Below are 13,829 nucleotides of genomic sequence, written 5' to 3'. Positions count from 1 at the left end.
GCTTTCCGGCATGCTGCTGGTACCCGACGCTCCCACAGCCCCGCAATAATTCCCGCTACGTTAGCAAAAATCTTCCATACTCCAGAGGTCGTCTACAAGACTTCTGGAGCTCGGAAGATGAAAAACCCCACGTTACTGCAGTTCTTCCACTGGTATTACCCTGAAGGTGGCAAACTCTGGCAAGAGGTGACAGAGCGCGCAGACAGCCTCAATGATATCGGTATCAACATGGTCTGGTTGCCGCCCGCCTATAAAGGCGCGTCAGGCGGCTATTCCGTCGGCTATGACTCTTACGATCTGTTTGATCTCGGCGAGTTTGACCAAAAAGGCTCCCTTGCCACCAAATATGGTGATAAGGCGCAGCTTCTTACGGCTATCGACGCGCTGAAGAAAAACGACATCGCGGTGCTACTCGACGTGGTGGTGAATCACAAAATGGGTGCAGACGAGAAAGAACCCCTGCGCGTACAGCGGGTCAACGAAGACGATCGCACGCAAATTTCCGATGAGATCATCGAATGCGAAGCCTGGACGCGTTACACCTTTCCGGCGCGAGGCGGTCAGTACTCGCAGTTCATCTGGGACTTCAAATGTTTCAGTGGCATCGACCACATCGAAAACCCTGACGAAGATGGCATTTTTAAAATCGTCAACGACTATACCGGCGAGGGCTGGAACGAGCAGGTCGATGATGAAATGGGCAATTTCGATTACCTGATGGGTGAAAATATCGATTTTCGTAATCACGCCGTCACTGAGGAGATTAAATACTGGGCGCGCTGGGTGATGGAACAAACGCAGTGTGACGGCTTTCGCCTCGATGCGGTCAAGCACATTCCGGCCTGGTTCTATAAAGAGTGGATCGAGCATGTTCAGGAGGTCGCGCCGAAGCCGCTGTTTATCGTTGCCGAATACTGGTCGCACGAAGTGGATAAGCTACAAACCTATATCGACCAGGTGGAAGGCAAAACGATGCTGTTCGACGCCCCGTTACAGCTCAATTTTCATGAAGCGTCGCGTCAGGGACGTGATTACGACATGAGCCAGATCTTCAGCGGCACGCTGGTAGAAGCCGATCCGTTTCACGCCGTGACGCTGGTCGCCAACCATGACACCCAGCCGTTGCAGGCGCTGGAAGCCCCCGTTGAAGCATGGTTCAAACCGCTGGCCTACGCGCTCATCCTGCTGCGGGAAAATGGCGTACCGTCGATTTTCTATCCCGATCTCTATGGCGCGCACTATGAAGATACCGGAGGCGACGGGGAAACCTATACCATCGACATGCCAGTCATCGAGCAACTCGCCGAACTCATTCTTGCCCGCCAGCGTTTCGCCCACGGCATTCAGACGCTTTGGTTTGATCACCCCAACTGCATTGCTTTCAGCCGTAGCGGAACGGACGACGATCCCGGATGTGTGGTGGTGTTATCCAATGGCGACGACGGTGAAAAAACGCTTACGCTGGGTGAAAACTACGGCAATAAAACCTGGCGCGACTATCTGGGAAACCGCGAGGAGAGCGTCATCACTGACGAAAATGGCGAAGCCACGTTTTACTGCAATGGCGGCAGCGTCAGCGTATGGGTCATTGAAGAGGTGATCTGATGAAGCGCCCCGACAGGGAAAACTGTCGGGGACAATTGATTACGGTAATGGCGTTGGCAGCGGGGATTTCTCCAACGCGGCGGCACACTCCACCGTTGGACGGTCCACGCGTTGCAGGGTCATCCCGTCATATTCCAGGGTGTTCCCTTCCCGCTCGATCTCATAAAGTTCACGTTTGACCGTCACGTTGGTTAAGTCACCGGACAACATCGTTAGCTTACCCGGCAGCGCAATAACCCTCTGCCACTGGCGACAATCGAGCGTATCGCCCTCTTTGGTCACCACCAGACTGGCAATAGCTTCCGGGCTCACCAGTTTGCGCTGCGGCCCGTTAGTCTGCCAGTACCCTTCCAGCCCGGCGGGCGCAGGCGTTTTGACCACATCATTGTAGTTTTCCACCTCGGCGCATCCCGCTAACATCAGTAACGCCCCAACGATTGCACATTTTTTCATCATTCATCCTGCATGCGAAGAAAAGAGGATTGTGGCATTAAAGGCCTGCGGTCGCCAGCCTTTCGCGGTGCCAGCAGAACTTTGATCCATTTGGGATTACCGCTTAATAGTACCAGGCAAAATTGCCGCCGTGGTGTACTATCCGCTTTCTTGTTTCACACCTTCTGAGTTCAGAGGCAAAACACATGTCATGGCAACAATTCAAACAAGCCTGGTTAGTTAAATTCTGGGCGCCCATCCCTGCGGTCATCGCAGCGGGTATTCTCTCTACGTATTATTTTGGCATCACTGGCACCTTCTGGGCCGTCACGGGTGAATTTACCCGCTGGGGCGGACAAATCCTGCAACTGTTTGGCGTCCATGCGGAAGAATGGGGCTACTACAAGCTGATCCACCTGGAAGGCACCCCGCTCACTCGCATCGACGGGATGATGATCCTCGGTATGTTCGGCGGTTGCTTCGCGGCAGCGTTGTGGGCCAACAACGTCAAACTACGCATGCCGCGCAGTCGCATCCGCATCATGCAGGCGGTGCTGGGCGGGATCATCGCCGGGTTCGGCGCGCGTATGGCGATGGGCTGCAACCTGGCGGCATTCTTTACCGGTATTCCTCAATTCTCTCTGCACGCCTGGTTCTTTGCCCTGGCAACCGCCATCGGTTCCTGGTTTGGCGCGCGATTCACCCTGCTGCCAATATTCCGCATTCCGGTCAAGATGCAGAAAGTCTCCGCAGCGTCGCCGTTGACGCAGAAACCGGATCAGGCGCGCCGTCGTTTCCGCCTCGGCATGCTGGTGTTTATCGGCATGATTGGCTGGGCGCTGCTGACCGCCATGAACCAGCCGAAGCTGGGTCTGGCGATGCTGTTCGGCGTGGGTTTTGGTCTGCTGATCGAGCGCGCGCAAATCTGCTTCACCTCCGCCTTCCGGGATCTGTGGATCACCGGACGCACCCATATGGCAAAGGCGATCATCTTCGGGATGGGCGTCAGCGCAATCGGTATTTTCAGCTACGTACAACTGGGCGTGGAAGCCAAAATCATGTGGGCGGGCCCGAATGCAGTAATCGGCGGGCTGTTGTTTGGTTTTGGTATCGTGCTGGCGGGCGGATGTGAAACCGGCTGGATGTACCGCGCGGTGGAAGGCCAGGTACACTACTGGTGGGTGGGTCTCGGTAACGTCATCGGCTCAACGATTCTGGCCTACTACTGGGATGACTTCGCCCCTGCGCTGGCCACCAACTGGGATAAAATTAATCTGCTCAACACCTTCGGTCCGCTCGGCGGCCTGCTGGTGACCTATCTGCTGCTGTTTGCCGCCCTGATGTTAATCATCGGCTGGGAAAAACATTTCTTCCGTCGTGCCGGGCTGACCCCTGCTAAGGAATCCGCATGAAAAACATTGTTCCTGATTATCGCCTTGATATGGTCGGCGAGCCCTGCCCTTACCCTGCTGTCGCTACGCTGGAAGCGATGCCGCAGTTGAAGAAAGGGGAAATTCTGGAAGTGCTCAGCGACTGTCCGCAGTCCATCAATAACATTCCGCTGGACGCGCGCAACCATGGCTACACCGTGCTCGATATTCAGCAAGATGGGCCGACAATTCGTTATTTGATTCAGAAGTAACTGTTTGCCGGAAGGCAACGGCCCCTTATCCGGTCTACAGGGAATCACAGGCCGGATAAGCGCCAACGCCATCCGGCACTCAAACCTAMACCTGCATGGACATCACTTCCTGATAGGCCGATACCAGTTTGTTGCGCACCTGAATTCCCATCTGCATGGAAACTGAGGCTTTTTGCATATCGGTCATCACATCGTTGAGCGCAATCCCCGGCTCACCCAACGTGAATTTTTCCGCCTGTACGCGGGCAGCAGTTTGCGTATCGCTGATGCGGTCCAGCGCCGCGTGTAATTGACCGGCAAAACTCACGGTCGGTTGCGGCAGTGTCTCCTGCGCCCTGGCGCTCATCGCCGTCGCCTGGAGCTGGCTGATAACCCCTTCAATCCCCTGAATCGCTGACATGATAATCCTCTGGATGGTTTTCTACGCAGCAGAGATTACCAGTTTGTCAATAAGATAAAGGCGCTAAATAACGATAAAAAACCCCGGTTTTTGCCGCATAGAAAAAAACGAAACCGCAAATAATGAGACCGTCAATTTTTCGATTTTGCTGACCCGGGAGTGAGTCTTGTTCCACTTTGCAAATAAAGCCGTCCACGAGCAGTCACGAGGTGCGAGATGAACGCGACTGCATCGGCTGCAACCCAATCTAAACCTCTCGAGTGGCTTAATCGCCTGCGTGCGAATCCCAAAATTCCTCTGATTGTGGCAGGCTCTGCGGCTGTCGCCATTATTGTGGCGATGGTGTTGTGGGCTAAAGCGCCTGATTATCGTACGTTATTCAGCAATTTATCCGATCAGGATGGCGGCGCGATCGTCACCCAGTTGACCCAGATGAACATCCCGTACCGCTTCTCGGAAGGCAGTGGCGCGATTGAAGTTCCCGCCGACAAAGTCCATGAATTGCGCCTGCGTCTTGCCCAACAAGGACTGCCGAAAGGGGGGGCGGTGGGCTTTGAGCTGTTGGATCAGGAAAAGTTCGGCATCAGCCAGTTTAGCGAGCAGGTTAACTACCAGCGTGCGCTGGAAGGCGAACTGGCACGCACCATCGAAACCCTTGGCCCGGTTAAGCGCGCCCGCGTACATCTGGCAATGCCCAAGCCGTCTCTGTTCGTGCGTGAACAGAAATCCCCTTCAGCCTCGGTGACCGTCAATCTGGAACCGGGACGTGCGCTGGATGAAGGTCAAATCACTGCGGTCGTCCATCTGGTTTCCAGCGCGGTAGCCGGTCTGCCGCCGGGCAATGTAACGCTGGTCGATCAGGCCGGTCATCTGCTCACGCAGTCTAATACCAGCAGTCGCGATCTGAACGACGCACAGCTGAAATACGCCAGCGACGTCGAAGGCCGTGTCCAGCGCCGTATCGAATCGATCCTGTCACCGATTGTCGGTAACGGAAATGTCCACGCGCAGGTCACCGCGCAGCTGGATTTCGCCAATAAAGAACAGACAGAAGAACAGTATCGGCCAAACGGCGATGCCTCTCAGGCCGTACTGCGTTCGCGTCAACTGAATGAAAGCGAGCAAATTGGCTCCGGTCTGCCCGGTGGCGTACCGGGTGCGCTGTCCAACCAGCCTGCCCCAGCCAATACGGCGCCGATCACCACGCCGCCCGCGAATCAGCAAAATGCGCAGAATGCACAAAATGGACAGAACGCGCAGCAGCAGACGGCCACCAGCGCCAGTGCTGGTCCACGTAATACCCAACGCAACGAAACCAGCAACTATGAAGTTGACCGCACCATTCGCCACACAAAAATGAACGTTGGCGATATACAGCGACTCTCCGTCGCCGTGGTCGTGAACTACAAAACGTTGCCGGATGGCAAACCGCTGCCGCTCACTGCCGATCAGATGAAGCAGATTGAAGATTTGACCCGTGAAGCGATGGGCTTCTCGGACAAGCGCGGCGATACTCTGAACGTGGTCAACTCACCGTTCAGCGCTACCGATGACAACGCTGGCGAACTGCCGTTCTGGAAACAGCCGTTGTTTATCGAACAGTTGATCTCGGCCGGACGTTGGTTGCTGGTGCTGTTGGTGGCATGGATCCTGTGGCGCAAAGCGATTCGTCCGCAGTTGACCCGTCGCGCTGAAGAGGCGAAAGCCGCGCAGGAACGCGAGCAACTCCGTCAGGAGACCGAAGAAGCCGTTGAGGTTCGCCTCAGTAAAGATGAGCAGACTCAGCAGCGTCGGGCAAATCAGCGCCTGGGCGCCGAAGTGATGAGCCAGCGCATTCGCGAAATGTCAGATAACGATCCGCGCGTCGTGGCGCTGGTCATTCGCCAGTGGATGAATAACGATCATGAGTAAAGCTCTTTCCGGTACCGATAAAAGCGTCATCCTGTTGATGACCATTGGCGAAGATCGCGCGGCGGAAGTGTTCAAACACCTCTCCCAGCGCGAAGTGCAGACCCTGAGCGCCGCCATGGCGAACGTCCGCCAGATCTCCAACAAACAGCTGACCGACGTGCTGGCGGAGTTTGAGCAGGAAGCCGAGCAGTTCGCCGCCCTGAACATCAATGCCAACGAATATCTGCGTTCGGTACTGGTGAAGGCGCTGGGCGAAGAGCGAGCCTCCAGCCTGCTGGAAGATATTCTTGAAACCCGTGATACCGCCAGCGGCATTGAAACGCTCAACTTTATGGAGCCGCAAAGCGCCGCCGACCTTATCCGCGACGAACACCCGCAGATTATCGCCACCATCCTTGTGCACCTCAAACGCGGTCAGGCGGCGGATATCCTGGCGCTGTTCGACGAACGTCTGCGTCACGATGTCATGCTGCGTATCGCCACCTTCGGCGGCGTACAGCCTGCCGCGCTGGCGGAACTGACCGAAGTGCTCAACGGCCTGCTCGACGGTCAGAACCTCAAGCGCAGCAAAATGGGCGGCGTGAGAACGGCGGCAGAAATTATCAACCTGATGAAAACGCAGCAAGAAGAAGCGGTTATTACCGCTGTGCGCGAATTCGACGGCGAGCTGGCACAAAAAATTATCGACGAGATGTTCCTGTTCGAAAACCTGGTCGATGTGGACGACCGCAGCATCCAGCGTTTACTACAGGAAGTGGATTCCGAGTCGCTGCTGATCGCCCTGAAAGGCGCGGAACAGCCGCTGCGCGAGAAGTTCCTGCGCAATATGTCGCAACGTGCGGCAGATATCCTGCGAGACGACCTCGCCAACCGTGGCCCGGTGCGTTTGTCGCAAGTGGAAAACGAGCAGAAGGCCATTCTGTTGATTGTGCGTCGTCTGGCCGAGACCGGCGAGATGATGATTGGCAGCGGCGAGGATACTTATGTCTAACGAGCTGCCGTGGAAAATCTGGACCCCGGACGATCTCGCGCCGCCGCTGGCTGAATTTGTGCCCATGGAGCACGACGATGACCCCGTGTCTGAAGAGGACGAACCCGAGATCAGTGCGGAACAACAGCTTGAGCAACAGTTAGCCCAGCTGAAAATTCAGGCCCACGAGCAAGGTTACAACGCGGGACTGGCGGAAGGACGGAAGTCCGGTCATGAACAAGGCTATCAGGAAGGGTTGGCACAAGGGCTTGAACAGGGCCAGGTGCAGGCGCGCACCCAGCAGGCCCCGCTTCATGCGCGGATGCAACAACTGGTCAGCGAATTCCAGCACACGCTGGACGCGCTGGACAGCGTGATCGCTTCGCGTCTGATGCAGATGGCGCTGGAAGCCGCGCGTCAGGTCATTGGTCAGACGCCCGCGGTGGATAATTCCGCCTTAATCAAGCAGATCCAACAGCTCTTACAACAGGAGCCCCTGTTCAGCGGCAAACCGCAGCTGCGCGTCCATCCGGATGATTTACAGCGCGTTGAAGAGATGCTCGGTGCCACCCTCAGCCTGCACGGCTGGCGTTTGCGTGGTGATCCGACCCTGCACCATGGCGGCTGCAAAGTTTCTGCGGATGAAGGCGATCTCGACGCCAGCGTGGCGACCCGCTGGCAAGAACTGTGTCGTCTGGCCGCGCCGGGAGTGATCTGATGACCTCACGCCTGACTCGCTGGTTGACGACGCTGGATAATTTCGAAGCCAAAATGGCGCAGCTTCCGGCCGTTCGTCGTTACGGACGACTGACCCGCGCCACCGGCCTGGTTCTGGAGGCCACCGGATTGCAGTTGCCGCTCGGCGCGACCTGCGTGATTGAACGCCAGGACGGAACGGAAACCCGCGAAGTGGAAAGTGAAGTGGTGGGCTTTAACGGTCAGCGTCTGTTTCTGATGCCGCTCGAAGAGGTCGAAGGCATTCTGCCCGGCGCGCGTGTCTACGCCAAAAACATCGCCGGTGAAGGGTTGCAAAGCGGTAAACAGTTGCCGCTGGGTCCGGCGCTGTTAGGTCGCGTGCTCGACGGCAGCGGCAAACCGCTTGACGGCCTTCCCTCCCCCGACACCACGGAAACCGGAGCGCTGATTACCCAGCCGTTTAACCCGTTGCAGCGTACGCCGATTGAGCATGTGCTGGATACCGGCGTGCGCCCGATCAACGCCCTGTTAACCGTCGGTCGCGGCCAGCGTATGGGGCTGTTCGCCGGTTCCGGCGTCGGGAAAAGCGTGCTGCTTGGCATGATGGCGCGCTATACCCGCGCCGACGTCATCGTCGTTGGACTGATTGGCGAACGTGGCCGCGAAGTGAAGGATTTCATCGAAAACATTCTCGGTGCCGACGGACGCGCGCGTTCGGTCGTGATCGCCGCGCCGGCGGACGTGTCGCCCTTACTGCGCATGCAGGGTGCCGCTTATGCCACCCGTATCGCCGAGGATTTCCGCGATCGCGGTCAGCACGTGCTGCTGATCATGGATTCCCTGACCCGTTATGCCATGGCCCAGCGTGAAATCGCGCTGGCGATCGGTGAACCACCGGCCACCAAAGGCTATCCGCCGTCGGTCTTCGCCAAACTTCCGGCGCTGGTTGAACGCGCAGGTAACGGGATCCACGGCGGCGGTTCCATCACCGCCTTTTATACGGTACTGACCGAAGGCGACGATCAGCAGGACCCGATTGCCGACTCGGCGCGAGCCATCCTTGATGGTCACATTGTGCTGTCGCGACGTCTGGCGGAGGCCGGACACTACCCCGCTATCGACATTGAAGCGTCGATCAGCCGTGCGATGACGGCACTGATAACGGAACAACACTACGCCAAAGTGCGTCACTTCAAGCAGTTGCTGTCGAGCTTCCAGCGCAACCGCGATCTCGTCAGCGTCGGCGCCTATGCCAAAGGCAGCGATCCGATGCTCGATAAAGCCATCGCGCTGTGGCCACAACTGGAGGCGTTTTTGCAGCAAGGTATTTTCGAACGCGCTGACTGGGAGGATTCTCTGTCGGCGCTCGATCTGATTTTCCCGACGGTGTGATGAAGCAAGAGGGTAATGGTCATGGCTGAACATGGTGCACTGGCAACACTCAAAGATCTCGCCGAAAAAGAGGTGGATGACGCGGCGCTGCTGTTAGGTGAAATGCGCCGCGGTTTTCAGCAGGCGGAAGAACAGCTCACGATGCTGCTTGACTACCAGAATGAATATCGCAGCAACCTCAACAACGATATGAGTCAGGGGATTGCCAGTAATCGCTGGATTAACTACCAGCAATTTATTCAGACCCTGGAAAAAGCGGTGGAACAACACCGCCAGCAGTTAACGCAGTGGACGCAAAAAGTAGATATGGCGCTGAACAGCTGGCGTGAAAAAAAACAACGGCTTCAGGCCTGGCAAACCTTACAAGACAGACAGAACGCGGCGGCCTTACTGGCTGAAAACCGCCTGGATCAGAAAAAAATGGATGAATTTGCGCAGCGTGCAGCAATGAGGAAACCAGAATGATCACTTTACCCCAACGGGTCACCACGGACACTGACCTTATTACCGGCTTGTCGTCCGGTAAGGCGACGGATTCCGCCCAGGATTTTCTGACCCTGCTGGCAGGCGCATTAGGCGCAGGCGACGCACAGAGTAAAGACGCGCCGCTGACGTTAGCCGATTTACAGGCCGCCAGCGGCAAACTGCAAAAAGGCCTGCTGCCACAGGACGGTGACGCTTCGCAGACCGTGAAACTGGCCGACCTGTTAGCGGCCAAAGAAGGACAGTCTGAAGAGTTGCAAAAAGGACTGAGCGATGCGCAGGCCCTGCTGTCCGCCCTGACACCCACACAAAAGAGCAGTGCGCTCGCGGCCCTGCGCCAGTCCGCGCAGAAAGATGAAGGTGCCACAGCTCTTAGCGATGGCGATCTCGCCAACCTCAGCGCCCTTTTCGCCATGCTGCCGGGTCAACCGGGAATGACGACACCACCGGTAACTACCGGTGAAAAAGGGCGTGTGCTGAGCACCACGTTGAGCACCGATCCCCGTTCATTCGCGCAGGCCGCGACCAGTCCGTTGACCCGTGACGATGCGAAAAAAAGCAAAACGGACAATGCCACGCCGGTGATCGCTGCGGAAAGCGCTAAAGGTCAGCCGGTCACTACGCCTGTGGTGGCTGCCGCTGCCGTCAACGCGGAGATCGACAGTACACCTTCCCCCGTGACGCCAGGCATCGCAATGACCGCAACCACGCATTCCGCCTCGCAGCCGCTGCCCACCAGCGCCGCCCCGGTTCTGAGCGCACCGTTGGGTAGCCATGAGTGGCAGCAATCCCTGAGTCAACACATCACGCTGTTTACCCGTCAGGGTCAGCAGAGCGCGGAACTGCGTCTGCATCCGGAAGATCTGGGTCAGGTACAAATCTCGCTTAAACTTGATGATAATCAGGCACAATTGCAGATGGTCTCAGCCCATAGTCACGTTCGCGCGGCGCTGGAAGCCGCCCTGCCGACGCTGCGCACGCAACTGGCGGAAAGTGGCATTCAACTGGGACAAAGCAGCATTAGCAGCGAGAGTTTCGCCGACCAGCAGCACGCCTCATCCCAACAGCAGCAGACGGCTCGCACGCAGGGACAGGATCGGCTCATGGTTGATGACGAGAGCGAGCTGGCGGTTCCCGCTTCGCTCCAGTCCGCCGCACGCGGTAATGGCGCCGTCGATATCTTCGCCTAACGCCAGAGGTAGCACGATTATCCGCGTCTTTTCCACGCTTTGTCGTGGTCAGGACACGGGATAATCAGCCGATAAGCTGTACCGAAACAGGAAGCCCGTATCAGATGACTGATTCCGCGATTAGCAAAAAGAGCAAACGCTCAATTTGGATCCCGCTGCTGGTAATCATTACCCTTGCCGCCTGCGCCACCGCAGGCTATAGCTACTGGCGTATGCAGCAGCATCCCACTCCGGCGGCCAATGAACCACCGCCGCCGCCTGCACCGGTGTTCTTCGCCCTGGATACGTTTACCGTCAATCTGGGCGATGCGGATCGCGTTCTGTATATCGGCGTGACGCTGCGTCTGAAGGATGAAGCCACGCGCACGCGCCTGAACGAATATTTGCCAGAAGTCCGTAGCCGTCTGCTGTTGCTGTTCTCTCGTCAGGACGCCAATGCACTGTCTACCGAAGAAGGTAAGCAAAAATTGATCGCGGCGATTAAAGAGACGCTTTCTCCTCCGCTCGTTGCCGGACAACCTAAACAGGACGTCACCGACGTGCTGTATACAGCTTTCATTCTGCGGTAAAGACATGGGCGACAGTATTCTTTCTCAGGCTGAAATCGATGCGCTGTTGAATGGCGACAGCGACACGAAAGACGAGCCGACTCCGGGTATCGCGGGCGAAAGCGAAATTCGCCCGTACGATCCCAATACCCAGCGTCGCGTAGTGCGCGAGCGTCTGCAGGCGCTGGAGATCATCAACGAACGTTTTGCCCGTCAGTTCCGGATGGGGTTGTTTAACCTGTTGCGTCGTAGTCCGGATATCACCGTCGGCGCGATCCGCATTCAGCCGTATCACGAGTTTGCTCGTAACCTGCCGGTACCGACCAACCTGAACCTGATCCACCTGAAGCCGCTGCGCGGTACGGGTCTGGTAGTGTTCTCGCCGAGCCTGGTGTTTATCGCCGTCGACAACCTGTTTGGCGGTGATGGCCGCTTCCCGACGAAAGTGGAAGGCCGCGAGTTTACCCACACCGAACAGCGCGTCATCAACCGCATGCTGAAACTGGCGCTGGAAGGTTATAGCGACGCCTGGAAGGCGATCAATCCGCTGGAAGTGGAATACGTGCGTTCTGAAATGCAGGTGAAGTTTACCAACATCACCACGTCACCGAACGATATCGTGGTCAATACCCCTTTCCATGTCGAGATTGGCAACCTGACCGGTGAGTTCAACATCTGTTTGCCGTTCAGCATGATTGAACCGCTGCGCGAACTGCTGGTGAACCCGCCGCTGGAAAACTCCCGCAATGAAGATCAGAACTGGCGCGACAATCTGGTGCGTCAGGTTCAACACTCCGAGCTTGAGCTGGTGGCGAATTTTGCCGATATTCCGCTGCGCCTTTCTCAGATATTAAAACTGCAACCCGGCGATGTGCTGCCGATAGAAAAACCAGACCGCATTATTGCTCATGTGGACGGTGTACCTGTACTGACCAGCCAATACGGCACGGTTAACGGCCAGTATGCGTTACGCGTGGAACATTTGATTAACCCGATTTTGAATTCGCTGAATGAGGAACAGCCCAAATGAGTGACATGAATAATCCGTCTGATGAGAACACTGGCGCATTGGACGATCTGTGGGCTGACGCGTTGAACGAGCAAAAAACCACGACCAGCAAAAGTGCGGCCGACGCCGTTTTCCAGCAGCTTGGCGGTGGCGATGTCAGCGGCACGCTGCAGGATATCGACCTGATCATGGATATTCCGGTCAAACTGACCGTTGAATTGGGCCGCACGCGGATGACCATTAAGGAGTTGCTGCGCCTGACGCAGGGTTCCGTGGTGGCGCTGGACGGCCTGGCGGGTGAACCGCTGGATATCCTGATCAACGGCTATCTGATCGCCCAGGGTGAAGTAGTGGTCGTGGCCGATAAATACGGTGTACGCATTACCGACATCATCACCCCATCCGAGCGTATGCGTCGTCTGAGTCGTTAATCATGAAAACCCAGGCCACCGTTCAACAGCCTTCTGCCGTACCGGGCTCGCCTTTGATGCAGGTAAGCGGCGCGCTGTTGGGGATTATCCTGTTGATCCTGGTAGCCGCCTGGGTAATCAAGCGCCTGGGTTTTGCGCCGAAAGGCGGCAGTACGCGCGGCCTGAAAGTCTCCGCCAGTACCTCATTGGGTCCGCGCGAGCGGGTGGTGATTGTGGATGTTGAGGATGCACGGCTGGTGCTTGGCGTCACGGCGTCAACCATCAATGTGCTGCATACCCTCCCCCCAGCCCCTGTCGTGCCAGAAGAGACGCCGTCTGCTCCTGCCGATTTTCAGGCCATGATGAAGAGTTTGCTTAAGCGTTCCGGGAGATCCTGATGCGCCGTTTGTTATCCCTTACGCTAACCGGTCTATGGCTTATCAGCCCCGCCGCGCTGGCGCAACTTCCTGGTCTGGTGAGCCAACCGCTGCCCGGCGGCGGTCAAAGCTGGTCGCTCCCCGTACAGACGCTGGTCTTCATCACCTCGCTGACCTTTATTCCGGCTATTTTGCTGATGATGACCAGCTTCACCCGCATCATCATCGTCTTCGGTCTGCTGCGTAATGCGCTCGGTACACCGTCCGCACCGCCAAACCAGGTGCTGCTGGGACTGGCGCTTTTCCTGACCTTTTTCATCATGTCGCCGGTCATCGACAAGATTTATGTTGAGGCCTATCAACCGTTCAGCGAAGAGAAAATCTCGATGCAGGAAGCGCTGGACAAAGGCGCACAGCCGCTACGTGAATTTATGCTGCGCCAGACCCGCGAAGCCGATCTGGCCCTGTTCGCCCGTCTGGCAAACAGCGGTCCGCTTCAGGGGCCAGAAGCGGTACCGATGCGCATTTTGCTTCCCGCCTATGTGACCAGCGAGCTGAAAACCGCGTTCCAGATTGGCTTTACGATTTTCATCCCTTTCCTGATTATCGACCTGGTGATCGCCAGCGTGCTGATGGCGCTGGGGATGATGATGGTTCCCCCGGCAACCATTGCCCTCCCGTTCAAACTGATGTTGTTCGTGCTGGTTGATGGCTGGCAACTGCTGGTGGGTTCGCTTGCACAAAGTTTCTACAGTTAGAGGCGA

Annotated in this window: 16 protein-coding genes; 14 read left to right on the top strand and 2 right to left on the bottom strand. The window is 56.9% G+C overall.

The genetic code is table 11. From position 1 onward, the window contains the following. The first annotated feature begins 117 nt into the window (after positions 1 to 117). Positions 118 to 1,605, top strand: coding sequence for an alpha-amylase (gene amyA / locus JTI98_RS13295; protein WP_192502549.1), 1,488 nt, complete (start codon positions 118 to 120; stop codon positions 1,603 to 1,605). Between the two features lie 39 nt (positions 1,606 to 1,644). On the opposite strand, the gene yedD is transcribed toward amyA, so the two are convergent. Then, positions 1,645 to 2,058, bottom strand: a complete 414-nt coding sequence (gene yedD, locus JTI98_RS13290) for a lipoprotein YedD (protein WP_043000294.1) — start codon at positions 2,056 to 2,058, stop codon at positions 1,645 to 1,647. 185 nt (positions 2,059 to 2,243) lie between these two features. On the opposite strand from yedD, the gene yedE reads away from it, so the two are divergent. Next, complete coding sequence (yedE, locus tag JTI98_RS13285; RefSeq protein ID WP_043000293.1) at positions 2,244 to 3,449, top strand: selenium metabolism membrane protein YedE/FdhT; 1,206 nt, start codon at positions 2,244 to 2,246, stop codon at positions 3,447 to 3,449. Further along, entirely contained in the window at positions 3,446 to 3,679 is a 234-nt protein-coding gene (gene yedF, locus JTI98_RS13280) for a sulfurtransferase-like selenium metabolism protein YedF (protein WP_216081357.1), read from the top strand. Before yedE ends, yedF begins: the two co-directional genes overlap by 4 nt. An 85-nt stretch (positions 3,680 to 3,764) precedes the next feature. Here the strand turns inward: yedF and fliE are convergent, their stop codons facing one another. After that, a complete protein-coding gene (fliE, locus tag JTI98_RS13275) occupies positions 3,765 to 4,079 on the bottom strand; it encodes a flagellar hook-basal body complex protein FliE (RefSeq protein ID WP_043000291.1) in 315 nt (104 codons plus the stop codon). Positions 4,080 to 4,295: 216 nt separating this feature from the next. On the opposite strand from fliE, the gene fliF reads away from it, so the two are divergent. From fliF to fliP, 11 genes are all read left to right on the top strand, one after another. Next, positions 4,296 to 5,990 (top strand): flagellar basal-body MS-ring/collar protein FliF, encoded by a 1,695-nt coding sequence (fliF, locus tag JTI98_RS13270; RefSeq protein ID WP_043000290.1) that lies wholly within the window; start codon positions 4,296 to 4,298, stop codon positions 5,988 to 5,990. Further along, the gene (gene fliG / locus JTI98_RS13265) at positions 5,983 to 6,981 is read left to right on the top strand and encodes a flagellar motor switch protein FliG (RefSeq protein WP_216081356.1); all 999 of its coding nucleotides are present in this window, start codon (positions 5,983 to 5,985) and stop codon (positions 6,979 to 6,981) included. The genes fliF and fliG overlap by 8 nt, the downstream gene beginning before the upstream one ends. After that, on the top strand, positions 6,974 to 7,678 hold the full coding sequence (gene fliH, locus JTI98_RS13260) for a flagellar assembly protein FliH (RefSeq protein WP_043000289.1): 705 nt from the start codon (positions 6,974 to 6,976) through the stop codon (positions 7,676 to 7,678). The genes fliG and fliH overlap by 8 nt, the downstream gene beginning before the upstream one ends. Then, positions 7,678 to 9,048, top strand: coding sequence for a flagellar protein export ATPase FliI (gene fliI / locus JTI98_RS13255; RefSeq protein WP_043000288.1), 1,371 nt, complete (start codon positions 7,678 to 7,680; stop codon positions 9,046 to 9,048). The genes fliH and fliI overlap by 1 nt, the downstream gene beginning before the upstream one ends. Positions 9,049 to 9,069: 21 nt before the next feature. Further along, complete coding sequence (fliJ, locus tag JTI98_RS13250) at positions 9,070 to 9,513, top strand: flagellar export protein FliJ (RefSeq protein ID WP_043001895.1); 444 nt, start codon at positions 9,070 to 9,072, stop codon at positions 9,511 to 9,513. Continuing rightward, positions 9,510 to 10,721, top strand: coding sequence for a flagellar hook length control protein FliK (fliK, locus tag JTI98_RS13245; RefSeq protein WP_216081355.1), 1,212 nt, complete (start codon positions 9,510 to 9,512; stop codon positions 10,719 to 10,721). The genes fliJ and fliK overlap by 4 nt, the downstream gene beginning before the upstream one ends. A gap of 104 nt (positions 10,722 to 10,825) precedes the next feature. Continuing rightward, complete coding sequence (fliL, locus tag JTI98_RS13240; RefSeq protein ID WP_043000286.1) at positions 10,826 to 11,290, top strand: flagellar basal body-associated protein FliL; 465 nt, start codon at positions 10,826 to 10,828, stop codon at positions 11,288 to 11,290. Between the two features lie 4 nt (positions 11,291 to 11,294). Beyond that, positions 11,295 to 12,299, top strand: a complete 1,005-nt coding sequence (gene fliM / locus JTI98_RS13235) for a flagellar motor switch protein FliM (RefSeq protein ID WP_042318275.1) — start codon at positions 11,295 to 11,297, stop codon at positions 12,297 to 12,299. Next, entirely contained in the window at positions 12,296 to 12,709 is a 414-nt protein-coding gene (fliN, locus tag JTI98_RS13230; protein ID WP_042318274.1) for a flagellar motor switch protein FliN, read from the top strand. The genes fliM and fliN overlap by 4 nt, the downstream gene beginning before the upstream one ends. Then, entirely contained in the window at positions 12,709 to 13,086 is a 378-nt protein-coding gene (gene fliO, locus JTI98_RS13225) for a flagellar biosynthetic protein FliO (protein WP_080343230.1), read from the top strand. The genes fliN and fliO overlap by 1 nt, the downstream gene beginning before the upstream one ends. Beyond that, complete coding sequence (gene fliP / locus JTI98_RS13220; RefSeq protein WP_043000284.1) at positions 13,086 to 13,823, top strand: flagellar type III secretion system pore protein FliP; 738 nt, start codon at positions 13,086 to 13,088, stop codon at positions 13,821 to 13,823. The genes fliO and fliP overlap by 1 nt, the downstream gene beginning before the upstream one ends. Positions 13,824 to 13,829: the final 6 nt, after the last annotated feature.

Source organism: Citrobacter sp. MGH 55 (assembly GCF_016906145.1).
Lineage (GTDB): Bacteria > Pseudomonadota > Gammaproteobacteria > Enterobacterales > Enterobacteriaceae > Citrobacter_A > Citrobacter_A amalonaticus.
The sequence above is the reverse complement of the archived record's forward strand: the minus strand, read 5'-3'. Positions and strand labels throughout refer to the sequence as shown.

Bases quoted from the DNA above. Each gene is read 5' to 3' on its own strand.
- amyA (WP_192502549.1), top strand. From the start codon at position 118: ATGAAAAACCCCACGTTACTGCAGTTCTTCCACTGGTATTACCCTGAA.
- yedD (WP_043000294.1), bottom strand. From the start codon at position 2,058: ATGAAAAAATGTGCAATCGTTGGGGCGTTACTGATGTTAGCGGGATGC.
- yedE (WP_043000293.1), top strand. From the start codon at position 2,244: ATGTCATGGCAACAATTCAAACAAGCCTGGTTAGTTAAATTCTGGGCG.
- yedF (WP_216081357.1), top strand. From the start codon at position 3,446: ATGAAAAACATTGTTCCTGATTATCGCCTTGATATGGTCGGCGAGCCC.
- fliF (WP_043000290.1), top strand. From the start codon at position 4,296: ATGAACGCGACTGCATCGGCTGCAACCCAATCTAAACCTCTCGAGTGG.
- fliG (WP_216081356.1), top strand. From the start codon at position 5,983: ATGAGTAAAGCTCTTTCCGGTACCGATAAAAGCGTCATCCTGTTGATG.
- fliH (WP_043000289.1), top strand. From the start codon at position 6,974: ATGTCTAACGAGCTGCCGTGGAAAATCTGGACCCCGGACGATCTCGCG.
- fliI (WP_043000288.1), top strand. From the start codon at position 7,678: ATGACCTCACGCCTGACTCGCTGGTTGACGACGCTGGATAATTTCGAA.
- fliJ (WP_043001895.1), top strand. From the start codon at position 9,070: ATGGCTGAACATGGTGCACTGGCAACACTCAAAGATCTCGCCGAAAAA.
- fliK (WP_216081355.1), top strand. From the start codon at position 9,510: ATGATCACTTTACCCCAACGGGTCACCACGGACACTGACCTTATTACC.
- fliL (WP_043000286.1), top strand. From the start codon at position 10,826: ATGACTGATTCCGCGATTAGCAAAAAGAGCAAACGCTCAATTTGGATC.
- fliM (WP_042318275.1), top strand. From the start codon at position 11,295: ATGGGCGACAGTATTCTTTCTCAGGCTGAAATCGATGCGCTGTTGAAT.
- fliN (WP_042318274.1), top strand. From the start codon at position 12,296: ATGAGTGACATGAATAATCCGTCTGATGAGAACACTGGCGCATTGGAC.
- fliP (WP_043000284.1), top strand. From the start codon at position 13,086: ATGCGCCGTTTGTTATCCCTTACGCTAACCGGTCTATGGCTTATCAGC.